Origin of the sequence: Micromonospora sp. NPDC047670, from assembly GCF_043204915.1 — a bacterium.
Taxonomy (GTDB): Bacteria; Actinomycetota; Actinomycetes; order Mycobacteriales; family Micromonosporaceae; genus Micromonospora.
Genome location: NZ_JBIDDA010000001.1, coordinates 808,782 through 833,899 on the forward strand (window position 1 = coordinate 808,782; position 25,118 = coordinate 833,899).

The window sequence follows — 25,118 nt, forward strand, 5'->3', positions numbered from 1 at the left end:
CCGCGCGGGGAAAGATAGATGACGTGAATCCGAAGCGGATCCTTGTGGTGGGTGCCGGGCACGTCGGTCTCTACGCGGCCCTGCGCCTGTCGAAGAAGCTCAGCTCCCGTGAGGCTGAGGTCGTCGTGGTGGACCCCCAGCCCCACATGACCTACCAGCCCTTCCTGCCCGAGGCGGCGGCCGGCAACATCTCGCCCCGGCACTCCGTGGTGCCGCTGCGACGCGAGTTGCGGCGGTGCAAGGTGCTGGCGGGCGCCGTGACGCGGATCGACCACGACCGCAAGACCGCCGTGGTGCAGCCGATCAGCGGCCCGCCCCGGGAGATCCCGTACGACCACGTGGTGGTCGCTCCCGGCTCGGTCTCCCGGACGCTGCCGATTCCCGGCCTGCACGAGCACGGCATCGGCTTCAAGACCATCGGTGAGGCCATCTACCTGCGCAACCACGTGCTGGACCGGCTCGACGTGGCGGCCGCCACGCCGGACCCGGAGGTCCGCCGCTCCGCGCTGACCTTCACCTTCGTCGGCGGTGGCTACGCCGGCATCGAGGCGCTCGCCGAGATGGAGGACATGGCGCGGGACGCCCTGAAGTACTACCCCGAGCTGAAGCCGGAGGACATGCGCTGGGTGCTGGTCGAGGCCACCCAGCGGGTGCTGCCCGAGGTCGACCGGGACATGGGCGCCTACACCGTGCAGCAGCTGCTCAAGCGGAACATGGACATCCGGCTCGACACCCGCCTGGAGTCCTGCGTCGACGGGGTGGTGAAGCTCTCCGACGGCGACACCTTCCGCTCCGACACCATCGTCTGGACGGCCGGCGTGAAGCCGTCGCCGATGCTGGACGCGACGGACTTCCCCCGCGACGAGCGGCGTCGGATCACCTGCCTGCCGACCCTCCAGGTCGTCGACGGCGACCGGGTCGTCGAGGGCGCCTGGAGCGCCGGTGACTGCGCGGCGGTGCCGGACCTGACCAAGGAGCCCGGCAACTACTGCTCGCCGAGCGCGCAGCACGCGGTCCGCCAGGCCGCCCGGATGGCCGACAACATCGTCAACGTCGTGCGCGGCCGGGAGCCGGTCGAGTACAAGCACAAGCACGCCGGCAGCGTCGCCAGCCTGGGCCTGCACAAGGGCGTCGCCCAGGTGTACGGGATCAAGATGACCGGCTGGCCGGCCTGGTTCATGCACCGGACGTACCACATGAGCCGGATCCCGTCGTTCAACCGGAAGGTCCGGGTCGTGGTCGACTGGTCGCTGGCGTTCTTCCTCAAGCGTGAGGTGGTCGCCCTGGGTCAGCTGCACGACCCGCGCGAGGAGTTCGCCGAGGCGTCCCAGCCCGTCGGCGCCGGCCGGGCCTGACCGAGCCACCGCGAAAGGCCCCTCCGTGGCAGCGGAGGGGCCTTCGTCGTGCGCGGGACCGGGTGCGTGCCCCGGCCGGCCGGTGGCGCCAGCCAGCACCGGCTCGCCACCCGCGCCGTCACGGCCGGCCCCCGCCGCTCAGACGCGCCAGATCCAGGCGTCGGCGATCCGGGTCGACGGCCCGTAGAGCTGCTCCAGCGTGCCGCGCAGGCTGTCGGCGTGCGGGGTGTCGACGGCCAGCGCGACGCAGGAGGCGCCCCAGAATTCGGCGTCCTTCGCCGCCTGCCGGCGCTGCTCGTCCCTGACCGCCGGCTGCCCGCCGCGCTTGGCGACCTCGGCCAGCAGCGCCGACGTGGGCAACTTCCAGGTGCCCATCGCCGCCGTGCCGTCCCGGCCGTACGGGCCGATGAAGAAGCCCTCCGGCATGCCGAACGCGGCGTCGGCGGCGGTGGCCCAGCGCATGGGCCACGGCTCCTGGGGCGTGGCCAGCGGCACCGGCACCAGCACCCCGCCCGGCTCGACGCACTGGCGCCAGTGTCCGCCGGTGATGAACTCCGGCACCGGCGGGCGCTCGGCGGTCGGCAACGGGGCGGGCAGCAGCGGCAGCAGCGCCGCGCCGACCGCCGCCGGGACCAGCCGGCGGGCCCGGCCCGTGCCGCGCAGGGCCCGGTCGGCCGCGAGCACCAGCAGCGTGGCGATCAGCGGGAGGGCGGCGAGGGCGAACCGCATCGGCAGCGCGCCGTCCACCACGGGCAGTCCCGACAGCAGCGTGTACGGCCCCGGCACCGCGGTGCGGTCGCCGTCGAGCACCACCCGGGGGCCGAGCGAGAGCGCCCCCATCACCAGCGTCCCGACCACGCACGCGACGGCCAGCGGGCGGCGGCCCAGCCAGACCGCGCAGGCGGCGGTGACCAGCAGCAGGGGCCAGCCGAGGAAGGTGTTGTACTCGGCGGGACCGGTGGTCAGCCGGGCGGCCTCGTCGCTGCCGACCACCGAGAGCGGCGACACCGTCCACCAGCTGCGCAGGTCCGCCGAGAAGTAGTGCGGGCTGAACATGCCGTCGGCGACGCCCTGCGGGCCGGCGAACTGGAACCACAGCGGCCAGGCCAGCACGAGCAGGGCCAGCCCGGCGGCGAGCATCATCCCGCCGGCGAAGCCGGGCAGGGCGCGGCGGGCCAGGCCGCGGTCCGTCACCGCGTACGTGACCGCCAACACCAGCAGCGTCAGCGCGCAGAGGAAGAGCACCTCCTCGCCGATGAAGACCTGCGCGGTGACCGCCGCCGCCAGGCCGACGGCGGAACTGACCATCCGCCGGCGGTCCGGCTCGGCGCGGGTCCGCCCGCGCCCGGCGCCGTCGCCGTCGACCGCGCGGGCCGCCGGGTCGGCGGCGCGCAGCAGTCGGACCACCAGCCAGACGATCACCGGGACCAGCCACTGCGCGGTCATGTGCAGGTGGCTGTTGGTCTGCGAGACCATTCCGGGGCCGAAGCCGCAGAGGCCGGCGCCCAGCGCGGCGGCGACCCGGTGGGCGCCCAGCGTCCGGGTGTAGAGCAGGTACCAGGCGACCGCGGTGCCGGCCAGGTTCGCCAGCGCCAGCAGCGCGAAGGTGACCGGCGCCCCGAGCAGCAGGGTGACCGGGGCGAGGGCGATCCCGAGCGCGATGACCGTGGTGTTGGTCATGAGGTTCACCCCGTCCGGCGCGTTGAGCCGGCGGGTGAGCAGGTCGAAGTCGCCGAGCAGCGCCCGCGCGTCGACGGCGAGGAACCACTCGTAGAGGGCCTGGTCCTCGGGGTTCAGCGCGAGGACGCGGGCCGCCGGGTCGGGCCAGAGCCCGTGGGTGAGCCAGCCGGCCAGCGCGACGAAGAGGAGCCCGACCGCCACGTCCGCCCGGTGCCGGGAGAGCGTGGCCAGCAGGCGGGCCGGCGAGAGCCGGCGCGGCAGCCGTTCGGCGGCGAGGACGGCCTGGTCAGGGGCGGCGTCGGGGGCCGTGGGGGCTGCGCTGCTCACGGTGTCGACCCTAGTGCGACGCGGGCATCGGGGTACGCCGGGTCGCCGCCGAACCGCTACCGTGACACTGCACCAGGCGTGTCCGCGCCCGGTGCCACCCGCCCGGGTGGTGGAACGGCAGACACGGCCGCCTTAAAAGCGGCTGCCGAAAGGCGTGCGGGTTCGACCCCCGCCCCGGGCACCCGGCACTCTCAGCATCCGCTCAGCTCGGCGATCTCCACGGGACTGCCCTGGGCGTTTACTCTTGAGAGTGCACGTTCACGTGCGACGACCCCCTGAGGGAGGCCTGACAGTGAAGACTTCGAACCCGGTGCTCGCCCGGCTCGGCCAGGCGGCCGAGCGGGAGCGCTCCGCCGGGTACGCCCCGACCGGGCCGTACGGACAGCCCGGCTACCCCCAGCAGTACCCGACGGAGGCCGGCTACCCGGCGGCTCCGCCGACCGTCAACACCATGTCGATCGACGACGTGGTGGTCAAGACCGTCACGCTCCTCGGCATCCTCGGCGTCTCCGCCGCGGCCGCCTGGGTGCTGGTGCCGGACGCCCTGCTCGGTGCCGCCTGGATCGGCGCCGCGGTGGTCGGCCTGGTGCTCGGCCTGATCATCTCGTTCTCCCGGATGGCGAACCCGGCGCTGGTGGTCGCGTACGCCGTCGTCGAGGGCGTCTTCGTCGGCATGGTGAGCAAGTTCTTCGACTCGCTCTACGACGGCATCGTGCTCCAGGCGGTGACCGCCACCTTCGGTGTCTTCTTCGTGATGGCCGCGCTCTACAAGGCGAAGGTCATCCGGGCGACCCCGAAGTTCGTCAAGGGCATGATCGCGGTCATGGCCGGCCTCTTCGCCGTCATGCTGATCAACTTCGTGCTCGCGCTCTTCGACATCAACACCGGCCTGCGCGACGGCAGCCCGCTGGCGATCGGCTTCAGCCTGGTCTGCATCGTGGTCGCCTCGCTGAGCTTCGTGCTCAGCTTCAAGGAGGTCGAGGACGGCGTGCGGATGGGTCTGCCGCAGCGCTACTCCTGGGTCGCCGCGTTCGGCATTCTGGTCAGCCTGGTCTGGCTCTACATCGAGATCCTGCGCCTGCTGAGCTACTTCCAGGGCGACGACTGACCCGTCGCTTACGATCGACCGGCGCCCGCCCCCGCACCCGCGGGGGCGGGCGCCGTCGTCCTCCGGCCCGCGCCGGTCCCGGCGTTTCCCGCCGCCGCGCGGTCGCCGGGGGCAGAGTGACTGCGTGGGGGTACGCCGACGGAGGAGGCGACGTGCGCAGCAGCAACCCGGTGCTCACGCGGCTGGACGAGACCAGCCGGGTGCAGAGCCGGGTGCTGGGCGTCGGCGGCGCGGAGGCGATGACGGTCGACGACGTGGTGGTCCGCACGGTCGGGCTGCTGCTGCTCACCGGCGCCACCGGCGCGGCTGCCTGGGTGCTCGTACCGCCGGCGGCGTGGTTGCCCGCCGCGCTGGCCGGCACCGCGCTGGCCGGGATCGCGCTGGTCGTGGTGATCTCCTGGCGCGGGATCACCAACCCCGTGCCGATGGTCGGCTACGCCCTGCTCCAGGGGCTGCTGCTCGGGGTGGCCAGCCGGGCGTTCGAGCTGGTGCATCCGGGCATCGTCGGGCAGGCGGTGACGGGCACCTTCGGGGTCTTCCTCGGCATGGCGCTGCTCTACCGCGCCCGCCTCGTGCGGGCCACGCCGCGGATGGCCCGGCTGGTCGCCGGCACGCTGCTCGGGATTCTCGTGCTCAGCGTGGTCAACCTGGTGACCTACCTGCTCACGGGCCGGCAGGGGCTGGAGGTCTACCGCCTGACCGGGGAGGTCGGCTGGCTGCCGTACGCCTTCTCGGCGGTCGCGATCGTCGCCGGCGCGCTCAGCTTCATCCTCGACTTCGATTTGGTCGAGCGCTCGGTACGCGACGGGCTGCCCCGCCGCTACGCCTGGCTCTGCGCGTTCGGCCTGCTGACCGGGCTGGTCTTCCTCTACTGGCAGCTCCTGCGGCTGCTCGCCTACCTCCGCCGCTGACCGGCCCCACCCGGGCGGCGGTGGGGGAGCCGGCGGGCGGGGCGGGTTCGTAGACTCGACGGCGATGAGCGCAGGGGAACTGGACCGGGCGGTGGAGCTGCTGGTCCGTCAGGTGGGGCACTGGCAGCAGCCGCGCTGGGCGGCCACGGCCGCCGGTGGCAACGTGTCGCGAGCCGACCTCGTGCACCGGCTGGTGCAGGAGGTCGCCAACCTCGCCGCCGACGCCGAGGGTGGGCCCCGGCGGGTGGTGCCCCGGCTCGACAACGACCTCGCGCTGCCCGACCAGCTCCGGGTGGTGGCCGCCGACCTGGTCGCCGCGGCCGCGCCGCCCGAGGTGCTGGCGCGGGCCGCCGCCGAGGTGACGGCGACCCGCGGCGCGCTCTAGTCCGCCGGTCCGGCGCGGCCCGTCCGCAGGCGCGGGGGCGGCCCGCCCCGTGCCCGTCCGCCGCTGCCGGCGGACGGGCTCCGGTGTCAGCTCAGGCGTTCGATCACCATGGCCATGCCCTGGCCGCCGCCGACGCACATGGTCTCCAGGCCGATCGTCTTGTCGTGCCAGTCGAGCGCGTTGAGCAGGGTGCCCGTGATCCGGGCGCCGGTCATGCCGAACGGGTGCCCGACGGCGATCGCCCCGCCCATCACGTTCAGCTTCTCCAGCGGGATGTCGAGCTGGCGGTACGAGGGGATCACCTGGGCGGCGAACGCCTCGTTGATCTCCACCAGGTCGACGTCGTCGATGGTCATGCCGGCCCGCCTGAGCGCCTGCCGGGTGGCCTCGACCGGGCCCAGGCCCATGATCTCCGGCGAGAGGGCGGTCACGCCGGTGGAGACGATCCGGGCCAGCGGGGTGATCCCGAGGTCCTTCGCCCGCTGGGCGCTCATGATCACCACGGCGGCCGCGCCGTCGTTGAGCGGGCAGCAGTTGCCGGCGGTGATCCGGCCGTCCGGACGGAACACCGGCTTCAGGCCGGAGACCGCCTCCAGGGTGACCCCGGGGCGGGGGCCGTCGTCGGCGCTGACCACCGTGCCGTCCGGTGTGGTGACCGGGGTGATCTCCCGGGCCCAGAAGCCGTCGGCGATCGCCTTCTCGGCGAGGTTCTGGCTGCGTACGCCGAACTCGTCCATGTCGGCGCGGGTCACGTCGTACACCTGGGCCAGGTTCTCGGCGGTCTGCCCCATGGTCAGGTAGATGTCCGGCAGCTCGCCGGCCTCGCGCGGGTCGGTCCAGACCGGGGCGCCGCCCTGGGCGCGGGCCTTCGAGCGCTCGGCCGCCGCCGCGAAGCGAGGGTTCTCCCAGCCGCCACCGACCAGCGCCTGCGCCTCGGGCGGGAGGCCGTCGGAGTTGCCGCGGGCGTACCGGGAGACGGTCTCCACGCCGGCGGAGACGAAGACGTCACCCTCGCCGGCCCGGATCGCGTGCATCGCCATCCGGGTGGTCTGCAGGGAGGACGCGCAGTAGCGGGTCAGGGTCGCGCCGGGCAGGGTGTCCAGGCCCATCAGGGTGGCGACCACCCGGGCCATGTTGAAGCCCTGCTCGCCGCCGGGCAGGCCGCAGCCCAGGTAGAGGTCGTCGATCTCGGTCGGGTCGAGCTGGGGGATCTTGTCCAGGGCGGCCCGCACGATGGTGGCGGCGAGGTCGTCCGGGCGGACGTCGCGCAGGGACCCCTTGTGCGCCCGGCCAATGGGGGAGCGGGCGGTGGCGACGATGACGGCGTCGCGGGACGACTCAGTCGGCATGAACCAACGTTAACCCGTCGGTAACTTCACGCGGAAGCTGCCCGCCGGCCGGGAAATGTCACGTCCGGCAGGGGGCGCGGCGGCCCGCGGAGCTGGCCGCGCACCCGGACGGGACGGCCGGCGCTAGTGGCGGGAGGCGACCGCGGCGGCCGCCGCTACGGCGGGCAGCAGGGCGTGCGCCCAGACCCGGTAGCCGTCAGCGGAGGGGTGGTAGCCGTCGTGGCACAGCGTGCCGGCGTCGGCCCGGAACACCGGGCCCGCCTCGGTGGCCAGGTCGACCACCGTGCCGCCGGCCTCGAGCACCGCCGCCGCCTGGGCGCGGGCGACCCGCCGCCCCGACCAGCCGACCACGTGCCGCAGCGGCGGCGCGATCGCGCGTACGGCGCCGAGGTCGGGGCAGGTGCCGACGACCACCTCGACCCGGGCCTCGCGGAGCCGGTGCACGGCCGCCCCGAGGTAGGCGGCGGCCTCCGCCGGCCGACGCAGGGTGGTGGCGTCGTTGGCCCCGATCAGGATCACCGCCACGTCGGGACGCTCGCCGAGCAGCGCCCGGGCCACCTGCGTGGCCAGGTCCGTCGAGCGGGAGCCGGAGACGCCGACGCTGGACAGGTGCACCCGCCGGCCGTTCGGACCCTCGGCGAGCAGGTTGGCCAGCTGGCCGCCGATGGTGTCGTCGAGGCGCTCGACCCCGACGCCCAGGGCGGACGAATCGCCGAGCAGCACCAGGCGCAGCGGCGGGGCGCCGGTGCGACCCACCGTGGCGCGCAGCGCCAGCCCCAGCTCCGGCTGGGCGTACTGGCGGTGCCGGGCGACGAAGGCCTGGCCGGCGAGGACGGCGGCGCCGCCGACCGTGCCGGCGATCAGGGAGAGCGTCGCGGCCCGACCCAGTCGACCGGCGAGCCCCGAGGGGATGAAGCGCTCGCTCATGCCAGTCCCTCCAGTGTGGCTGAGTCGGCGGCCGGACCGGGTTGCGGCACCGCGCCGACACCGAAGAACGCCCGTCGGCGCAGTTGCGCCCACCGGCCGGCGGGACCGCGTTCGCGCCCCCGTACCCGCGTGCCGCTGACCTCGGTGCCCGGCTGCCGGGCCGCCTCCTGCGCGGCTGCGGGCAGCGAGCGTACGCCCTCGCCCCGGGCCGGCGCCGGGCGCCGTTCCTGCCCGGTGCCGAGCGCGGAGAGCACCGTCGGCAGCAGCGCGGCGGCGGCCACCGCGTAGCCCTCCGCCGAGGGGTGGAAGCGGTCCCAGGCGAACATCCGCGTCGGCTCGGCGGCGAACCGGGGGCCGAGCAGGTCGCCGAGGGAGACCGTCCAGCCGCCGGCCTCGACCACGGCCACCGTCTGGGCGGCGGCGAGCTGCCGGCTCCAGCGCCGGGCCAGCCAGCGCAGCGGCGGCTGGATCGGCTGGATCGCGCCCAGGTCGGGGCAGGTGCCGACGACCACCTCGCAGCCGGCGGCGCGCAGCGTGCGGACCGCCTCGACGAGATAGCGCACCGCCAGGCCGAGCGGCGTGCGGTTGGTCACGTCGTTGCCGCCGATCAGGATCACCGCGACGTCGGGCCGGCACTCCAGCGCCGCCTCCACCTGGTGCTTCAGCCCGGAGGAGATGGCGCCGACCACGGCGAAGCGGTGCAGCCGGACGGGCCGCTGCAGGCGGCGGGACAGGCCGGTGGCCAGCAGCGCGCCCGGCGTCTCCCGGCGGCGGTGCACGCCGTAGCCGGCGGCCGACGAGTCGCCGAGCACGACCATGGTGACCGGCGGGCCGGGCAGCTTCGCGCCGTAGACCCCGTCGCAGCGGGGCGGCGGCGCCTCGGCCATCGGGATGGTGCGCCGCGCCTGCCGGGCCTGGCCGAGGAGCACGCCCCCGGTCGCGGCGGCGGCCGCCGCGGTCGCGCCCGTGCCGATCGCCGCGAGGCGGGCGATCTGCCGAGCGCGCTGCCAGCGCGAACCGACCGGGACGACGGAACCAGCGACCCCCATACAGCGACATTATCGCGCCGGCACGACACGCCGCCGTCGTCGTACCGGCCGGCGGGTGGCTGGAAGGCGACGGTCCTGGGTACCTGTTCGGATGCACGGGCGGCAGTTGCGCCGGCACGTCACGCTGGCACGCGGAGAGGGGCCGAACATGGGGAAGACACTGAAGCGGAGCGCGGCGTTCAGCGCGCTGGCGAGGGCGCTCGCGGCCGGGTCGCGGGGCGGCCCGTCGCTCGGGGCCCGGTTGGCGGCGCTGCCCCGGATGCTCCGGGCGACCGCCCGGGGGGAGTACGACGGCGGCCTGCGGCTGGCCCTGATGACGGCCGCGACGGCGTACATCGTCTCGCCGATCGACCTGCTGCCGGAGATCCCGCTGGCGGTCTTCGGGCTCGCCGACGACGCGGTCATGGTGACCTGGCTGGCCGGCAGCGTGCTCGCCGAGACCGAGCGGTTCCTGGAGTGGGAGGCTCGTCGCAGCTCCACCATCCCCGGGCACGTGGTCTCCTGAACCCACGTACGCTGGGGCGTCGAGAAGACGTCTGCCCGGCCGCCGCCGGCGGCGCCGGAGGAGAAGGGCACAACGAGGTGCGGTACTACGACAACGTCGTCGAGCTGATCGGCAACACCCCGCTGGTGCGGCTGCGCAACGTCACGGCCGGCATCCGGGCCACCGTGCTGGCGAAGGTGGAGTACCTCAACCCCGGCGGTTCGGTGAAGGACCGGATCGCGCTGCGGATGGTGGAGGACGCGGAGAAGGCCGGCATCCTCCAGCCCGGCGGCACGATCGTCGAGCCGACCAGCGGCAACACGGGCGTCGGCCTGGCCCTGGTGGCCCAGCTCAAGGGCTACCGGTGCGTCTTCGTCTGCCCCGACAAGGTCAGCCAGGACAAGCAGGACGTGCTGCGGGCGTACGGCGCGGAGGTGGTGGTCTGCCCGACCGCCGTGGCGCCGGAGGACCCGCGCTCCTACTACAACGTCTCCGACCGGCTGGCCCGGGAGATCCCCGGCGCCTGGAAGCCCAACCAGTACAGCAACCCGGCCAACCCGCGCTCGCACTACGAGACCACCGGCCCGGAGCTGTGGGAGCAGACTGGGGGCGGGCTCACCCACTTCGTGGCGGGCGTCGGCACCGGCGGCACCATCTCCGGCATCGGCCGCTACCTCAAGGAGGCCTCGGAGGGGCGGGTCAGGGTGATCGGCGCCGACCCGGAGGGCTCGGTCTACTCCGGCGGCACCGGCCGGCCCTACCTGGTCGAGGGCGTCGGCGAGGACTTCTGGCCGGAGACGTACGACCGGGGCGTCGCCGACGAGATCGTCGAGGTCTCCGACAAGGCGTCGTTCGAGATGACCCGGCGGCTGGCCCGCGAGGAGGGGCTGCTGGTCGGCGGCTCCTGCGGCATGGCCGTGGTGGCCGCCCTGGAAGTGGCCCGCAAGGCCGGCCCGGACGACGTGGTCGTGGTGCTCCTGCCGGACAGCGGCAAGGGCTACCTGTCGAAGATCTTCAACGACACCTGGATGGCCCGGTACGGCTTCCTGGACAACTCGGGCACCGAGCCGACCGTCGCCGACGCGCTGGCCAGCAAGCCGGGCGGCCTGCCCGAGCTGGTGCACGTGCACCCGACCGAGACGGTCCGCGACGCGATCGACTACATGCGCGAGTACGGCGTCTCGCAGCTGCCGGTGCTCAAGGCCGAGCCCCCGGTGGTCACCGGCGAGGTGGCCGGCTCGATCGCCGAGAAGGACCTGCTCGACGCGCTCTTCACCGGCCAGGCGCACCTGCACGACACCATCGAGCGGCACATGGCCGAGCCGCTGCCGATGATCGGCGGCGGGCAGCCGGTGAGCGAGGCGGTGGGCCTGCTGGAGAAGTCCGACGCCGCGCTGGTGCTGGTCGACGGCAAGCCGAAGGGCGTCCTCACCCGCCAGGACCTGCTGGCGCACCTAGGCGCCCGCTGACGGTGTGGTGAAGGAAGGGCCCCCGGCGACAGGGGGCCCTTCCTTCGTTCGTGATCGGTGTCGGACGCTCGTGACACACTCGCGCGAACCTTTGCACGGAAGACGCGAACCTTCGCACGGAGAGCGGTGACATGAGCGACCAGCCCCTGCTGGACCCCGAGGGATGGGCCCTTCCGCTTCCCCCCGATCCGCTGAGCCCGGTGCCGGCCGAGGTCGAGCACGCGCTGGCGGCGTACCGGGCGGGTGACGTGCCGCAGGCGCGGGCACTGCTGACCGCGATCGCCGGATCGGGACGCACCGCCGTGTCCGGGCACGCGGCCATGGCGCTGGCGGGGTGAGCTGGTCGCGGGCGAGCCGTGGCTGGACGTCGTCTGTCATCAGGTGGAGAACAGTGGCGTCAGCACGGGCGTCGTCGTGCGGGAGCCCTTCGAGGCCGTCCTCGACCGCACGGAGGTCAGCCGTCCCGCGCTCGTCGATGTCGGCTTCCATCTGTTCCCCGCCCCCGCGGAATTCGGGCCGGTGCACGCGGGGCTGGAGCGCCTGAAGACCTGGAGCGACGAACGGTACGAGCGTGGCCGCAGGCTCGTACTCGTGCTCCACAGCTTCGTCGAGGACCCGCGCGACGAGAAACGCACCCGCGGGTTGGCGGAGTTGTGGCAGAAGCTCGGCCTTCCCGTGCCCCGCTGAACGTCGGTGTCGACGCGGACGGGCCTGCGCGAGCAGCGCCGCCGCGCCCGCCACGTGCGGCACGCCGGCGGTCAGAGCCGTCGGGCGTAGCGGAGCTGGGCCACGACCGCAGGGCCGACGTGCTCGTCGCGGGAGACGCCGGTCGGGGCCCAGCCGCCGTGCTCGTAGAAGCGCCGGGCGTGATCGTTGGCCGCCAGCACCCAGAGCGCCGCCCGGGACCAGCCGCGCGCACGCATGGCGGCCAGCGCGTCGACCATCAGGGCGCGGCCGGTGCCCCGGCCGCGTTCGGCCGGGTCGAGGTGGATGGCGTTGAGCAGGCCCGTCGCCGGGTCGCCCTCGTCGTCGGGCCCCAGATAGCTGAAGCCGACCAGCCGGCCGTCGCGCTCGGCGACGGTCATCCGGTGGTCGTCGCGTTCCCAGCCCCACCGCTCGGCCCAGTAGCGTCCCATCGCCTCCGGCCCCGGCTCGGCCAGCGCCTCGGGCGGCAGGAACGACGCGTACGCCGCGACCCGCGACCGCTGGTGCAGGGCGCCGACCGGCATCAGGTCGGCCTCGGTGGCGGGGCGGAGGGTGACCGTCACCCGGCCGAGGCTACCCGCCGGGGCGGCACCTGCACGGTCGTCAGGTCCTCGGCGATCACCAGGTCGCCGTCGAAGTGCGCCCGGGCCTCCTCGGCGAAGCGGCTCGCGTCGGCGTACCGCTGGGAGAAGTGGGTGAGCACGAGCCGGCGTACGCCCGACTCGGCCGCCACCCGCGCGGCCTGGCCCGCCGTGAGGTGACCGACCTCGGCGGCGAGCGCGGCCTCCGAGTCGAGGAACGTCGACTCGATGACCAGCAGGTCGGCGTGCTCGGCGAGGGCGTACACCCCGTCGCAGAGGCCGGTGTCCATGACGAAGGCGAACCGCTGCCCCGGCCGGGGCACGCTCACCTCCTCGCGGGTGACGCGGCGTCCGTCCAGGTCGAGGTGGCCGACCCGGATCAGCTCCCCGACGGCCGGCCCGGCGATGCCGTACGCGGCCAGCTTCTCCGGCAGCATCCGGCAGCCGTCCGGCTCGACGAGCCGGTAGCCGTACGTCTCGATCGGGTGCTTCAGCCGGCGGGCCTCCAGCGTGCCGACGCCCAGGGCGATGCGCTGCCCGTCGGCCTCGATCGGCTCGACGCGCAGCTCGGCGGTCTCGTGGAAGGAGCTGGCGTGCCGCAGCCGGGCGAAGTATTCGGCGCCGCCGGCCGGGAAGTGCACCGCCACCGGGTGCGGCACCCGGTCTAGCGAGAGCCGCTGGATGGTGCCGGGCAGGCCGAGGCAGTGGTCGCCGTGGAAGTGGGTGACGCAGACGCGGGTCAGGTCGGTGGCGGTGACCGTGGTGTGCAGGAGCTGCCGCTGGCTGCCCTCGCCCGGGTCGAAGAGGATCACCTCGTCGTCCCAGCGCAGCACGTACCCGTTGTGGTTGCGCTGCCGGGTCGGCGCCTGGCTGGCCGTCCCGAGCACCACCAGCTCGCGCATCGACACGGTGACCTCCGGCTGCTCGCCCGGCACGAGGCGGAAAAGGGTCGACCCCCGGGGCTTCCGCGCTCGCGCGCGGGCCGGCTGGACTGGGCCGGCACCCCGGGGGTCGGGTGGCTGTCGTGGATTCGCCGCACCGCTGCCACACGGTCTCGACGATGGTGCCTGTGCCCGCCTCGCGGCGGACGGTTTACTGTCGAGGACAGCGGCTAGCGGACAGCCACCTCACGAGTCCGATTGCTATACAAGTCTGGACCACCTCCTTTCCCGTGTACGGCCACGCTATCGAGCCCTCACGCCGCCGGCAACGGATTTCGATCACAGAGCGGGCGGGAATAGTCCGGCGGTCCCGACCGGGCCGGCGCGGTGGTCAGGAGGTCTCGGCGACGCCGATCGGGCCCTCGCGGGGGCCCTCCTCGCTGGCCGGCTGCACCGCCAGCGACGGGAAGTCGGCCAGGTCGCCCTCCGGTTCGGCGTCCCACTCGGGAAAGACCAGGTCGCTCTGGAGGTAGAGGCAGAGCAGTTGGGTGAGCTGGCGCAGCCCGTCGAGGTGGGTGCGCTCGTGCCCGTGGGTGGCGTCCACGCCGAAACCGAGCAGCGCCACCCGGGCGTGCGCCCCGGCCTCCACCGCCGCCGCCACGTCCGAGCGGTAGTAGTCGAAGACGTCCCGGACCAGGCGCACCCCGTGCTCGGCGGCGATCGAGGCCAGGTTGCGGGTCAGGTGGTAGTCGAACGGCCCCACGCCGTCGCCCATCGCCAGGGTGGCCGCGTCCTCCCGGGACTGCTGGCCAGGAGCGACCACCGCCGCGTCCACCGAAACGATCTCGGCGACGTCCGGGTCCAGCCCGTGCGAGGCCCCGTGCCCGATTTCCTCCGTCACGGTGACCAGCAGGTGTGCGGTGACCGCCGGGCGTACGCCGGCGTCGACCATCGCCTTGAACGCGGTCAGCACCGCCGCCACGCCCGCCTTGTCGTCGAGGTGCCGGGACTTGACGTACCCGCTGGGGGTGACCGTCGGGTTCGGCAGGAACGCGACGAAGTCGCCGGCGTCGACGCCGAGCGCCCGCAGGCCGGCGATGTCGTCGACCGGCTCGTCGACGCGCACCTCGACCTGCTCCCAGCCGATGCCCTGGGAGTCGACGGCCTCGTTGTAGCGGTGGCCGCTGGCCTTGAGGGGGAGCACCTGGCCGGTGATCACCCGGTCGAGGTCGTCGGTGAAGATCCGCACGTGCGCGCCCTCGGCGAACCGGGCGCTGTGCGTGCCGATGGGCTTCAGCTCCAGCCGGCCGTTCTCCTTCAGCCGCTTGACCATGCCGCCGATGGTGTCGGTGTGCACCACGATGGCCCGGTCGGCCCCGGTCTGGCGGGGGCCGGGCAGGCAGGCGCTCAGCGCGCCGCGCCGGGTCAGCGTGGAGCCGATGCCGAGCGCGGAGAGCCGCTCGCCGACGTACTGCTGCACGTGGTCGGTGCGCCCCGACGGGCTCGGGATCTCCAGCAGCTCCACCAGCACCTGGTGCAGGTAGTCCAGGTCGATCTCCAGCAACCTCGGGCTCACGCGGCGCCTCCCGGGCCGACCGGGGACCAGAGCCGCTGCGGCGCGCGGGTGCCGGGGAAGAGCAGGTCGACGAAGCGTTCGGCGGTCGGCTGCGGCTCGTGGTTGGCCAGGCCGGGCCGCTCGTTGGCCTCGATGAAGACGTGCTCGGGCCCGTCCGGGGCGGGCACCAGCAGGTCCAGCCCGGTGACCGGGATGTCGAGCGCGCGGCTCGCCGTCACGCACGCCTCCGCGACGGCGGGGTGCAGCTCGCCGGTGACGTCGTGGATGGTGCCGCCGGTGTGCAGGTTGGCGGTCTTGCGTACGGCCAGCACCTGCCCCTCGGGCAGCACGTCGTGCAGCTCGTGGCCGGCCTCGGCGATGACGTCCCGGGTCATGTCGTCGAGCGGGATCGTGGACTCGCCGCCGGTGGCGGCGGCCCGGCGGCGGCTCTGCCGCTCGATCAGCTCGGCGATGTCGTGCACCCCGTCGCCGGTGATCGAGGCGGGGCGGCGGACCGCGGCGGCCACCACCTCGTGGTCGATGACCACCACCCGCAGGTCCTCGCCGGCGCGCATCTCCTCGATCAGCACGTCGGGGCAGAACCGGGCGGCCAGTTCGACGGCGGTGGCCAGCGCCTCGGGGGTCCGTACGCCCACCGTGATGCCGTTGCCCTGCTCGCCCCGTGCCGGCTTGACCACCACCCGGCCCACCTCCGCGAGGAAGGCGGCGTCGCCGTCGTCGCCGGTGGCCGTGCGCCCGCGCGGCACCGACAGCCCCGCCTCGGCGAGGATCCGGCGGGTCACCCGCTTGTCGTCGCAGCGGCTCATGGCCACCGCCGAGGTCAGCTCCGACAGCGACTCGCGGGTCAGGATCGTCCGCCCGCCGTTGCTCAGCCGCAGCTCACCCCAGGCCGGGTCGGTGACCTCCACCCGGATGCCGCGCCGCATCGCCTCGTCGGCGACGATCTTCGCGTACGGGTTGAGCTGGTCGTACCCCTCGGGCGTGGCGGGCAGGAAGAGCCGCTCGTTGATCGGGTTCTTCCGCTTCACGCAGAGCGTCGACGTCCGGTAGAAGCCGAGCCGCTCGTAGAGCCGGATCGCCCCGGCGTTCTCGGCGAGCACGGACAGGTCCACGTACGCCCGGCCGCGCGCGACCAGCCGGGCGGCCAGCGCCGTGATCAGGGCCTGCCCGGTGCCGGGCGGGGCGGTGTTGAAGTCGACGGTGAGGCACCACAGGCTGGCCCCGTTCTCCGGGTCGTCGAAGACCGCGACGTGGTCCACGCCGGTGATGGTGCCGACCACCTCGCCGGTCGCGTCCTCGGCCACGAGGTGCAGGAAGCGCTCGGTGCGGGCGTTGGCCACGAGCACGTCGACCGGGGCGGTGACCATGCCGTTGCGGGCGTAGATCCGGTTCACCGCGTCCGCGTCGGCCGGGTCCCGCAGCGGGCGGATCGTCAGCCCCGGCACGTCGTCGTCGGCCGGCCGGTCGCCGTCGAGCGGCAGCCGGTAGGTCAGCGATGGGTCGATGAACAGCTCGTCGGGCAGCCGGGAGACCAGGACGTGCGGGTCGCGCAGATAGATGCAGATGTCCCGGGAGCCGGCGGCCTCGGAGCGCAGCACGGCGGCGACGGCGGCCTGGTCGGTGAAGGTCTGCCCGAAGACGAGCCGGCCCCAGCCGCAGTCCAGCACCACGTCGGTGTCGCCCTCGCGGGTGGGGGGCTCCGGCGTGCCCGGGGCCATGGGGTCGCCGCCGGGCCCGACGGGCTCCCGCCGGCGGGGGTCGCGGAACCGGCTGGTCCGGGCGGAGCCGGTGGCCATGGTGTCGGTCACGGTCAGTCGATTCCGTGGCTCTGGAGCCACATTTCCAGGAGTCCGAGTTGCCACAGCTTGTTTCCGTTCAGCGGGGTCAGTTCGGCGTTCGGGTCGGCGAGCAGCGCGTCGACGTAGTCGGCGCGGAACAGGTCCCGGCGGCGGGCCTCCGGCGCGGAGAGCGCGTCGCGTACCCGGTCGAGGAGCTTGCCCTCCAGGTGGGTGAGGCCCGGGACCGGGAAGTAGCCCTTCGGCCGGTCGATGACCTCGTGCGGAAGCACCCGACGGCCGATCTCCTTGAGCACCCCCTTGCCGCCCTGCGCCAGCTTCAACTCCGGCGGGCAGCTCGCGGCCAGCTCGACGAACTCGTGGTCGAGGAACGGCACGCGGGCCTCCAGCCCGTGCGCCATGGTCATGTTGTCCACCCGCTTGACCGGGTCGTCGGTCAGCATGACCTGGGTGTCGATCCGCAGCCCGGCGTCGACCGCGGTCTCCGCGCCGGCCCGGCCGAGGTGCGCGGCCACGAACTCCCGCGCCGGGTCGCCGTCGGCCAGCCAGGCCGGGTTGAGCACCCGGGCCAGCCCGGCCGCGTCCCGGTCGAAGAAGGCCCGGGCGTACGTGTCGAGCGCCCCGTCCCGGCCGACCTCGGCGAGCGGCGGGTACCAGTGGTAGCCGCCGAGGATCTCGTCCGCGCCCTGGCCGGACTGCACCACCTTGACGTGTTGCGCGACCACCTCGCTGAGCAGGTAGAACGCGACGCAGTCGTGGCTGACCATCGGCTCGGACATGGCGGCGACGGCCGCCTCCAGCGGCGGCACCAGGTCGGCGGCGGCCACCCGGATCTGGTGGTGGTCGGTGTCGAACGTCTTCGCGACCAGGTCGGAGTAGCGGAACTCGTCGCCCTCCCGGCCGCCGACCGCGTCGAAGCCGATGGAGAAGGTGGACAGCCCGCGCTGGCCCTCGCCGGCGAGCAGCGCGACCACGAGGCTGGAGTCGAGCCCGCCGGAGAGCAGCACACCGACCGGCACGTCGGCGACCATCCGCCGGCGTACGGCGGTGGTGAGCGACTCCAGCAGGGCGTCCTGCCAGTCCCGCTCGGACCAGCCGGCCCGCTCGGCGGAGCGGGTGAAGGCCGGGTCCCAGTAGGTCCGCTCAAAGGTGCGGCCGTCCGGCTCGTAGATCCGTACGGTCGCCGGGGGCAGCTTGGCGACGCCGCGCAGGATGGTGCGCGGCGGCGGCACGATGCTGTGGAAACTCAGGTAGTGCGCCAGCGCGACCGGGTCGATGCCGGTGTCGATCCCGCCTCCGGCCAGCAGCGCGGGCAGGGTGCTGGCGAAGCGCACCACGCCCGGCGTCTCGGCCACGTAGAGCGGCTTGATGCCGAGCCGGTCCCGGGCCAGCACCAGCCGGCCGGTGTCCCGCTCGCTGATCGCCACGGCGAACATGCCGACCAGGTGGTCGACGAAGTCGAGCCCCCACTCGGCGTACGCCTTGAGCACGACCTCGCTGTCGCCGGTGGAGAAGAAGCGATGCCCCTTCGCCTGGAGTTCCGCGCGCAGTTCCCGGTAGTTGTAGATGCACCCGTTGAACACGCCGGTCAGTCCCGCGCCGGGGTCGACCAGGGGCTGGCCGCTCGCGGCGGAGAGGTCGATGATCTTCAGGCGTCGGTGTCCGAGGGCCGTCGGGCCCTGGGCCCAGACGCCGCTGTCGTCGGGCCCCCGGTCGCTCATCGTGGCCGCCATGCGCTCCACCGCCGACACGTCGGCGCGCGAGCCGTCACGGCGGAACTCTCCCGCAAGTCCGCACATGCGAGGCAATGCTGCCAGAGGTCGACCGGGTCCGCCCGTTGAGCTGATGCCGGCAAGGGTGTGCGGTTGCTAAAATGCCCGACCTCGCCCGCCCGGCGGGCGGTGGCGGGGGCGTTTCCGGCCTGGCCCCGCCCGGTGCCCGAATCGGAAACGGGCCCGCGGTGTGACAAACACCGCAGGCCCGTTCGCGGGTGCGTGCCGGCTCAGCCGGCGGTGCGGGCGATGCCCACCGGGCAGCTCAGCCCGTTCGGGCCGTGGTTGCAGTACCCGTTCGGGTTCTTCGTCGGCGCCAGGTACTGCTGGTGGTAGTCCTCGGCGAAGTAGTACTCGCCCAGCCGGTCGATCTCCGTGGTGATCTCGCCCTTGCCGGCGCGCGCCACGATCGGCGCGAACGCGTCCCGGGACGCCCGCGCGGTGGCGAGCTGCTCGTCGGTGGTCGCGTAGATCGTCGACCGGTACTGGGTGCCGACGTCGTTGCCCTGGCGCATGCCCTGGGTCGGGTCGTGGTTCTCCCAGAAGACCTTGAGCAGGTCCTCGTAGCTGATCCTGATGGGGTCGTAGACCACCTGGACCACCTCGGCGTGCCCCGTCATGCCCGAGCACACCTCCTCGTACGTCGGGTTCGGCGTGATGCCGCCCGCGTAGCCGGCGGACGTGGTGATCACGCCGGGCAGGGTCCAGAACAGCCGCTCGGCGCCCCAGAAGCAGCCCATGCCGAACACGGCCACCTGGGAGCCCTCCGGGAACGGGCCCTTGAGCGGGGTGCCCAGCACCTCGTGCCGGTCCGCGATGGGCATCGCGATGAGGCGACCGGGCAGGGCCTGGTCGGGGGTGGGCAACTCGGCCTTCATGCGGCGCAGGAACACGGTGGGACTCCTCTCGTACCTCTCCCAGCGTGCAACACCGCCGGACCCGCCTTCCTTACCCGCCCCGTCCGCACTCAGGCGGGCGCGATGTCCGGGCGGGAGTCCGCGGGCGTCAGGTCGGTCCGTGGCCCCGGTCGCTCCCCACGGCGCCGACGGGGTTCTCCCGACCCGCTGGACCGCCCCGTCAGAGTGCGGCGGTGATCCGGGCGGCGTACTCCTGCGCCTCCGCGTCGTCGGCGTAGCGGGTGCGGGGCCAGAAGAAGCCGCGCAGCCCGTCGCCCTTCGTCCGGGGCACCACGTGGGTGTGCAGGTGCGGGACGGACTGGGACACCTTGTTGTTCATCGCCACGAACGTCCCGCCGGCCCCCAGGCCGGTCTCCACCGCGACCGCCAGCCGCCGCACCAGGCCGAAGTAGCCGGTCAGCAGGTCGGCCGGCAGCTCCGCCAGGGTGACCAGGTGCGTGCGCGGCACCACCAGCACGTGCCCCCTGAAGACCGGCCGGGTGTCCAGGAACGCCGTCCCGTCCGGCTCGTCGGCCACCCGGAACGCCGGCACCTCGCCGGCCACGATCCCGCAGAACACGCACCCGCTCATCCGGGCAGGGTAACCGCGACCGCGAGCGCCGGCCGCACCGTGGCGCGCGCGGCGCGCGGCCGCACCGTGGCGCGCGGCGCCGCCGCGTCCGTCGCGGGGCGCGGGTTGTGCCGCCCCCCGTCCCCCGGGCGGCTAGCCTCACCGGCATGAGTCACGGCTTCGAGACGCTCGCCATCCACGCCGGTCAGGACCCGGAGGCCCGCACGGGCGCGGTGATCCCACCGATCTACCAGACCAGCACCTACGCCCAGGACGCCGTCGGCGCGCCCCGGCTGGGCTACGAGTACAGCCGCTCCGGCAACCCGACCCGCGACGCGCTCCAGGAGTGCCTCGCCGCGCTGGAGGGCGGGTCCGTCGGGCTCGCCTTCGCCAGCGGCCTGGCCGCCGAGGACACCCTGCTGCGCACCGTCTGCAAGCCGGGCGACCACGTGGTGATCCCCGACGACGCGTACGGCGGCACGTACCGGCTCTTCGCCCGGGTCGCCGAGCGCTGGAGGCTGGACTTCACCCCGGCGAAGGTCTCCGACACGGACGCGATCCGGGCCGCGATCCGCCCCGGCACCACGAAGATCGTCTGGGTGGAGACGCCCACCAACCCGCTGCTCGGCATCGCCGACATCGCCGCGCTTGCCGCCGTCGCGCACGACGCGGGCGCCCTGCTGGTGGTCGACAACACCTTCGCCTCGCCGTACCTGCAGCAGCCGATCGCGCACGGCGCGGACGTGGTGGTGCACTCCACCACCAAGTACGTCGGCGGTCACTCCGACGTGGTCGGCGGCGCGCTCGTCACGGCCGACGCCGGGCTCGGCGAGGAACTGCGCTACCACCAGAACGCGATGGGCGCGATCAACGGCCCCTTCGACGCGTGGCTCACCCTGCGCGGGATCAAGACCCTCGGCGTACGCATGGACCGGCACTGCGACAACGCCGAGCGGATCGCGGCCTACCTGGACGGGCACGCCAAGGTCGGCCAGGTCATCTATCCGGGCCTGCCCTCGCACCCCGGCCACGAGGTGGCCGCCAAGCAGATGCGCCGGTTCGGCGGGATGATCTCCTTCCGTGCGGCCGGCGGTGAGGAGCACGCCGTCGAGATCTGCAACCGGGCCAAGCTGTTCGTGCTCGCCGAGTCGCTCGGCGGCGTGGAATCCCTGATCGAGCACCCGGGCCGGATGACACACGCAAGTGCCGCCGGCTCGCCGCTTGAAGTTCCCGGCGATCTCGTGCGACTGTCTGTCGGCATCGAGACGGTCGACGACCTGCTCGCCGATCTGGAGCAGGCGCTGGGCTGACCGCTGGTGAGGGAGGGTGGCCGTGCAGGACATCATGCCGACCTGGGTGGGGGCGACCGCCAAGCAGATCGCCCGGGGCGTACGCCGGGGCGACGTCACGGCCACCCAGGTCGTCGCGGACCACCTGGACCACATCGCCCGGGTCGACGCCGAACTCGCCGCGTTCCGCGCGGTACGCGGCGGGGAGGCGATCACCGAGGCGGAGAAGGTCGACGAGCAGGAGGACCTGGCCAACCTGCCGCTGGCCGGGGTGCCGGTGGCGGTCAAGGAGAACACCGCCGTCGCCGGCCTGCCCACCTGGAACGGGTCGGCCGCCGCGCGTACGCCGGTGGCGGAGGCCGACCACGAGGTGGTCCGCCGGTTGCGCGGCGCCGGCGCGGTGATCCTCGGGGTGACCCGGATGCCCGAGCTCGGCCTGTGGGGCATCACCGACGACGAGAGCGCCGTCACCCGCAACCCCTGGGACACCGGGCGCACCCCGGGCGGCTCCTCCGGTGGCGCGGCCGCCGCGGTCGCCGCCGGGCTGGTGCCGATCGCCCACGGCACCGACGGCCTCGGCTCGATCCGCATCCCGGCGGCCTGCTGCGGCCTGCTCGGGCTCAAGCCGGGCCGGGGGGTGATTCCGTGCCAGCTCGGCGCGGACGACTGGTTCGGCCTCACCGAGCACGGCACGCTCACCAGCACGGTCGCCGACGCGGCCGTCGGCTTCTCGGTGCTGGCCGGCCGCCGCCCGGAGAAGCTGGTCCCGCCGCAGCGGCTGCGGGTTGGCGTCTCGCTCCGCTCGCCGGTGCGGGGCGTGCACCCCGACCAGCCCAACCGCGACGCGGTCGCCGCCGCGGGCCGGCTGCTGGCCGGCGCCGGCCACGACACCGTGCCGGCCGACCCGGTCTATCCGACGGCGCTGGGCCTGCAGGGCATCGCCACGTGGTTCGCCGCGGCGGCCGCCGACGTCCGCGCCGCCGGGCTGGACCGGCGCGGCCTCCAGCGGCGCAGCCGCCGGCACGTCGCCCTCGGCGAATGGGCGCAGCGGCGCGGGTACGTCCGGGAGACCGACCGGGCCGCCTGGCGCGAACGCTCGATCGGCTTCTTCGCCGACCACTCGATCGACCTGCTGCTCACCCCGGCCCTGGCCACCGTGCCACCGGCGGCCGAGGGCTGGTCCGGCCGGTCCTGGCGGGCCAACATGCTGGCCAGCATCCGGTACGCCCCGTTCGCCGCGCCGTGGAACATCGCCGGCCTGCCCGCCCTGGTGGTGCCGGTCGGCCGCCGCCCGGACGGGCTGCCGGTCGGCGTGCAGCTGATCGGCCCGCCCGGCAGCGAGCTGCTGCTGCTCGGCGTCGCCGGCCAGTTCGAGATGCAGGCCCCCTGGTCCCGCCACGCCCCCGGCTACCCCCGCATTCCCGCCGCCGTCTGACACGCGGGCGTGGGCGCGTCGGCGAGGGCGGCGGGTGGCACGATCAGGGCATGACGGAACTGGTCGGTCTCGCCGACGTACGGGCCGCGCGGGAACTGCTCGCGGGCGTCACCCGGACCACCCCGCTGGAGCCCTCCCGCCCGCTCAGCGCGGCGCTGGGCGGGCCGACGTGGCTCAAGTGCGAGAACCTGCAGCGCGCCGGCTCGTACAAGGTGCGCGGCGCGTACGTGCGGATCTCCCGGCTGTCGGCGGCGGAACGGGCCAACGGTGTGGTCGCGGCGAGCGCCGGCAACCACGCCCAGGGGGTGGCGCTCGCCGCCGGCCTCGTCGGCACGCACGCCACCGTCTTCATGCCGGTGAACGCGCCGCTGCCGAAGGTCGCCGCCACCAAGGGGTACGGCGCGGCGGTCGAACTGGTCGGCAACACGGTCGACGAGTCCCTGGTCGCGGCGCAGACCTTCGCCGAGCGGACCGGGGCGACGCTCATCCACCCCTTCGACCACCGGGACGTGATCGCCGGGCAGGGCACGGTGGCCCTGGAGATCCTCGAACAGTGCCCCGAGGTCAAGACGATCATCACCGGGGTGGGCGGCGGTGGCCTGGTCTCCGGCATGGCGGTGGCCGCCAAGGCGCTGCGGCCGGACGTGCGGATCGTCGGCGTGCAGGCGGCGAGCGCGGCCGCCTTTCCGCCCAGCCTGGTGGCTGGCGAGCCGGTACGCCTCCCGTCGTTCAGCACGATCGCGGACGGCATCGCCGTCGGCCGGCCGGGGGAGCTGACCTTCACCCACGTCCGCAAGCTGGTCGACGAGATCGTCACGGTCTCCGAGGAGGACATCTCCCGGGCGCTGCTGATGTTGCTGGAGCGCGGCAAACAGGTGGTGGAGCCGGCCGGCGCGGTGGGTGTGGCCGCGTTGCTGGCGGGCGCGGTCGAGGTGGAGCCGCCGGTCGTGGCGGTGCTCTCCGGCGGCAACATCGACCCGCTGCTGATGCTCCGGGTGATCGAGCACGGCCTCGCCGCGGCCGGGCGCTACCTGCGGGTGACCGTGCGCTGCTCGGACCGTCCGGGCCAGCTCGCCTCGCTGCTCAGCGAGATCGCCGAGCACCGGGCGAACGTGGTGGACGTGGAGCACCAGCGGGCCAACCCGCACCTGCGCCTGGGCGAGGTGGAGGTGGCGCTGTCGGTGGAGACGCGCGGCGTCGAGCACTCCGACACGCTGATCAGCGCGTTGCGGGCCAGCGGCTACCAGGTGGTCTTCGCGGCTGAGGCGTGACACCGGTGGGTGCCACGCCTCAGCGGGGTCGCGCGGATCGTCGCGCCGGGCTCGGCCCGGGCGGTGCGGATCAGCCGGAGAACGGCTCGAAGCTGACCACGGTCACCTTGATGTCGGCGCCGCTGGGGGCCGTGTAGGTGCAGGTCTGGCCGGCCCGACCACCCAGGATGGCCTTGCCCAGCGCCGACTCGGGGCTGTAGACCGTCAGCTCGGTCGTCGACGCGATCTCCCGGGAGCCGAGCAGGAACGTCTCGGTGTCGTCCTTGTCGTCGTCGAAGTAGATCGTGACGACCATGCCGGGGGACACCACGTCGGCGGTCGGCGCCTCGCCGACCTGCGCGGTGCGGAGCAACTCCTTCAGGTAGAGGATGCGCCCCTCCGCCTTGCCCTGCTCCTCGCGGGCGGCGTGGTAGCCACCGTTCTCCCGCAGGTCGCCCTCCTCGCGCCGGGCGTTGATCTCGGCGGCGATGACCGGCCGGTTGGCGATCAGCTCGTCGAGCTCGGCCTGGAGCCGGTCGTATGCGTCCTGGGACAGCCAGGTGGCGGGCGCCTCGTTGCCAGTGGACACAGGCGATCTCCTCAGATGTGCGTGCTGGCTGACAGGTGAAACTCCAAGTTACCAGTGCGGTACGACACGGGGGTGTCGACGATCACCGGCGGTGCCCGGTTCGGCGCCGCCGGCCCGTCGTGCCGGCGCGTCCGGCCCGCGTCGTGGCTGCTCAGGCCGGGGGCCGGCAGCGCACCACCTCGCCGATGAAGGGGCGGGCGCTGGTGACCAGCCGGTGTTGCGCGGTCACCTGCCGCTGGCCCGGGCGGGCGGTCACCGTGACCTCTTCCCTCGCCACCTCGGCGCCGTCGCGGTCCCGGGCGCGCAGCAGGCAGACCGCGGAGCCGCCGTCGGGCACGGTGACCCGGAAGTCGACCAGCACCTGGCTGTCGGTTATCCCGGTGTAGGTGATCACCTGGGCGTCGTAGTTCGGGTCGCCGTACTGCCGGTAGAGCCGGACCGTGACCAGGCTCAGGACCGCGACGAGGGCGATCACCAGCAGCGCCGCCAGCAGCGGTCGGCGGCGGCCGGGCTCCCGGCGGCGGCCGTACCGGCCGGGCGGGAAGGCCGGCGCGCCAGGGGTGAGTGTGGCGTGCGTCTCGGTCACCGGCGGGTATCTCCTGGCGTTGTTGTCGGCGGCATCGGCAAGAATGGCAGAGTTCCATCTTCCCAGCCCGTCCCGTCGTCAAGAATGACACGTCGGCACCGCCAGGTTCCGGCGCGGGGGGAGGATTCCGGCAGGTCAGCCGGGCGG

The 25,118-nt window shown here is 74.0% G+C and carries 23 protein-coding genes, 1 tRNA gene and 1 pseudogene; 12 read left to right on the plus strand and 13 right to left on the minus strand.

Annotation, left to right across the window (positions count from 1 at the left end; translation table 11 throughout):
• Window positions 1-23: 23 nt before the first annotated feature.
• Window positions 24-1,355: an NAD(P)/FAD-dependent oxidoreductase gene (locus ACGF7U_RS03890; RefSeq protein WP_393102594.1), complete on the plus strand. Its 1,332-nt coding sequence runs from the start codon at window positions 24-26 to the stop codon at window positions 1,353-1,355.
• Window positions 1,356-1,493: 138 nt separating this feature from the next.
• Here the strand turns inward: ACGF7U_RS03890 and ACGF7U_RS03895 are convergent, their stop codons facing one another.
• Window positions 1,494-3,362, minus strand: a complete 1,869-nt coding sequence (locus ACGF7U_RS03895; protein WP_393102596.1) for a hypothetical protein — start codon at window positions 3,360-3,362, stop codon at window positions 1,494-1,496.
• Between the two features lie 100 nt (window positions 3,363-3,462).
• Here ACGF7U_RS03895 and ACGF7U_RS03900 point away from each other — a divergent pair.
• The 4 genes from ACGF7U_RS03900 (at window position 3,463) to ACGF7U_RS03915 (ending at window position 5,766) form a co-directional block, all read left to right on the plus strand.
• Window positions 3,463-3,543: transfer RNA gene (locus ACGF7U_RS03900), tRNA-Leu, on the plus strand.
• A gap of 111 nt (window positions 3,544-3,654) precedes the next feature.
• A complete protein-coding gene (locus ACGF7U_RS03905) occupies window positions 3,655-4,470 on the plus strand; it encodes a Bax inhibitor-1/YccA family protein (RefSeq protein ID WP_393102598.1) in 816 nt (271 codons plus the stop codon).
• A gap of 152 nt (window positions 4,471-4,622) precedes the next feature.
• The gene (locus ACGF7U_RS03910) at window positions 4,623-5,381 is read left to right on the plus strand and encodes a Bax inhibitor-1/YccA family protein (protein WP_393102600.1); all 759 of its coding nucleotides are present in this window, start codon (window positions 4,623-4,625) and stop codon (window positions 5,379-5,381) included.
• A 64-nt stretch (window positions 5,382-5,445) separates the two neighbouring features.
• Entirely contained in the window at window positions 5,446-5,766 is a 321-nt protein-coding gene (locus tag ACGF7U_RS03915; RefSeq protein ID WP_393102602.1) for a hypothetical protein, read from the plus strand.
• 86 nt (window positions 5,767-5,852) lie between these two features.
• Here the strand turns inward: ACGF7U_RS03915 and ACGF7U_RS03920 are convergent, their stop codons facing one another.
• The 3 genes and pseudogenes from ACGF7U_RS03920 to ACGF7U_RS03930 all read right to left on the minus strand — a co-directional run.
• Window positions 5,853-7,115 carry an acetyl-CoA C-acetyltransferase gene (locus ACGF7U_RS03920; RefSeq protein WP_393102604.1) on the minus strand — a complete coding sequence of 421 codons (1,263 nt, stop codon included), beginning with the start codon at window positions 7,113-7,115 and terminating at the stop codon, window positions 5,853-5,855.
• A gap of 123 nt (window positions 7,116-7,238) precedes the next feature.
• Window positions 7,239-8,042, minus strand: a complete 804-nt coding sequence (locus ACGF7U_RS03925; protein ID WP_393102940.1) for an SGNH/GDSL hydrolase family protein — start codon at window positions 8,040-8,042, stop codon at window positions 7,239-7,241.
• Window positions 8,031-9,091, minus strand: a pseudogene (locus ACGF7U_RS03930) (SGNH/GDSL hydrolase family protein); the annotation flags it as partial. The gene ACGF7U_RS03925 and the pseudogene ACGF7U_RS03930, both read right to left, overlap by 12 nt.
• A gap of 148 nt (window positions 9,092-9,239) precedes the next feature.
• Here ACGF7U_RS03930 and ACGF7U_RS03935 point away from each other — a divergent pair.
• The 4 genes from ACGF7U_RS03935 (at window position 9,240) to ACGF7U_RS03950 (ending at window position 11,731) form a co-directional block, all read left to right on the plus strand.
• Window positions 9,240-9,596 carry a YkvA family protein gene (locus ACGF7U_RS03935; protein WP_393102606.1) on the plus strand — a complete coding sequence of 119 codons (357 nt, stop codon included), beginning with the start codon at window positions 9,240-9,242 and terminating at the stop codon, window positions 9,594-9,596.
• 77 nt (window positions 9,597-9,673) lie between these two features.
• Window positions 9,674-11,044, plus strand: a complete 1,371-nt coding sequence (locus ACGF7U_RS03940) for a cystathionine beta-synthase (RefSeq protein WP_393102608.1) — start codon at window positions 9,674-9,676, stop codon at window positions 11,042-11,044.
• A 131-nt stretch (window positions 11,045-11,175) separates the two neighbouring features.
• Window positions 11,176-11,382 carry a hypothetical protein gene (locus ACGF7U_RS03945; RefSeq protein ID WP_393102610.1) on the plus strand — a complete coding sequence of 69 codons (207 nt, stop codon included), beginning with the start codon at window positions 11,176-11,178 and terminating at the stop codon, window positions 11,380-11,382.
• 43 nt (window positions 11,383-11,425) lie between these two features.
• The gene (locus ACGF7U_RS03950) at window positions 11,426-11,731 is read left to right on the plus strand and encodes a hypothetical protein (protein ID WP_393102612.1); all 306 of its coding nucleotides are present in this window, start codon (window positions 11,426-11,428) and stop codon (window positions 11,729-11,731) included.
• Between the two features lie 71 nt (window positions 11,732-11,802).
• Here the strand turns inward: ACGF7U_RS03950 and ACGF7U_RS03955 are convergent, their stop codons facing one another.
• The 7 genes from ACGF7U_RS03955 to ACGF7U_RS03985 form a co-directional block, all read right to left on the minus strand.
• Window positions 11,803-12,312, minus strand: a complete 510-nt coding sequence (locus ACGF7U_RS03955) for a GNAT family N-acetyltransferase (RefSeq protein ID WP_393102614.1) — start codon at window positions 12,310-12,312, stop codon at window positions 11,803-11,805.
• On the minus strand, window positions 12,309-13,238 hold the full coding sequence (locus ACGF7U_RS03960; protein ID WP_393102942.1) for a ribonuclease Z: 930 nt from the start codon (window positions 13,236-13,238) through the stop codon (window positions 12,309-12,311). Before ACGF7U_RS03960 ends, ACGF7U_RS03955 begins: the two co-directional genes overlap by 4 nt.
• 364 nt (window positions 13,239-13,602) lie before the next feature.
• Complete coding sequence (locus ACGF7U_RS03965; RefSeq protein WP_393102616.1) at window positions 13,603-14,787, minus strand: osmoprotectant NAGGN system M42 family peptidase; 1,185 nt, start codon at window positions 14,785-14,787, stop codon at window positions 13,603-13,605.
• A complete protein-coding gene (gene ngg, locus ACGF7U_RS03970) occupies window positions 14,784-16,583 on the minus strand; it encodes an N-acetylglutaminylglutamine synthetase (protein ID WP_393102944.1) in 1,800 nt (599 codons plus the stop codon). Before ngg ends, ACGF7U_RS03965 begins: the two co-directional genes overlap by 4 nt.
• A 14-nt stretch (window positions 16,584-16,597) precedes the next feature.
• Complete coding sequence (locus ACGF7U_RS03975; RefSeq protein WP_393102618.1) at window positions 16,598-18,382, minus strand: N-acetylglutaminylglutamine amidotransferase; 1,785 nt, start codon at window positions 18,380-18,382, stop codon at window positions 16,598-16,600.
• A gap of 203 nt (window positions 18,383-18,585) precedes the next feature.
• On the minus strand, window positions 18,586-19,248 hold the full coding sequence (gene msrA, locus ACGF7U_RS03980) for a peptide-methionine (S)-S-oxide reductase MsrA (RefSeq protein WP_393102620.1): 663 nt from the start codon (window positions 19,246-19,248) through the stop codon (window positions 18,586-18,588).
• A 184-nt stretch (window positions 19,249-19,432) separates the two neighbouring features.
• A complete protein-coding gene (locus tag ACGF7U_RS03985) occupies window positions 19,433-19,843 on the minus strand; it encodes an HIT family protein (RefSeq protein WP_393102622.1) in 411 nt (136 codons plus the stop codon).
• Between the two features lie 146 nt (window positions 19,844-19,989).
• Here ACGF7U_RS03985 and ACGF7U_RS03990 point away from each other — a divergent pair, with 146 nt between their 5' ends.
• From ACGF7U_RS03990 to ilvA, 3 genes are read left to right on the plus strand one after another with little or no spacing between them, the layout of a single operon-like run.
• Window positions 19,990-21,132, plus strand: coding sequence for a cystathionine gamma-synthase (locus ACGF7U_RS03990; RefSeq protein WP_393102624.1), 1,143 nt, complete (start codon window positions 19,990-19,992; stop codon window positions 21,130-21,132).
• A 16-nt stretch (window positions 21,133-21,148) separates the two neighbouring features.
• Window positions 21,149-22,546: an amidase gene (locus tag ACGF7U_RS03995; RefSeq protein ID WP_393102626.1), complete on the plus strand. Its 1,398-nt coding sequence runs from the start codon at window positions 21,149-21,151 to the stop codon at window positions 22,544-22,546.
• Between the two features lie 50 nt (window positions 22,547-22,596).
• Window positions 22,597-23,817, plus strand: coding sequence for a threonine ammonia-lyase (gene ilvA / locus ACGF7U_RS04000; protein ID WP_393102628.1), 1,221 nt, complete (start codon window positions 22,597-22,599; stop codon window positions 23,815-23,817).
• 70 nt (window positions 23,818-23,887) lie between these two features.
• Here ilvA and greA read toward each other — a convergent pair whose 3' ends face one another.
• Together greA and ACGF7U_RS04010 are read right to left on the minus strand one after the other, a co-directional pair.
• A complete protein-coding gene (gene greA / locus ACGF7U_RS04005) occupies window positions 23,888-24,385 on the minus strand; it encodes a transcription elongation factor GreA (protein WP_091097597.1) in 498 nt (165 codons plus the stop codon).
• Window positions 24,386-24,536: 151 nt separating this feature from the next.
• On the minus strand, window positions 24,537-24,971 hold the full coding sequence (locus ACGF7U_RS04010) for a DUF4307 domain-containing protein (protein WP_393102630.1): 435 nt from the start codon (window positions 24,969-24,971) through the stop codon (window positions 24,537-24,539).
• Window positions 24,972-25,118 lie beyond the last annotated feature (147 nt).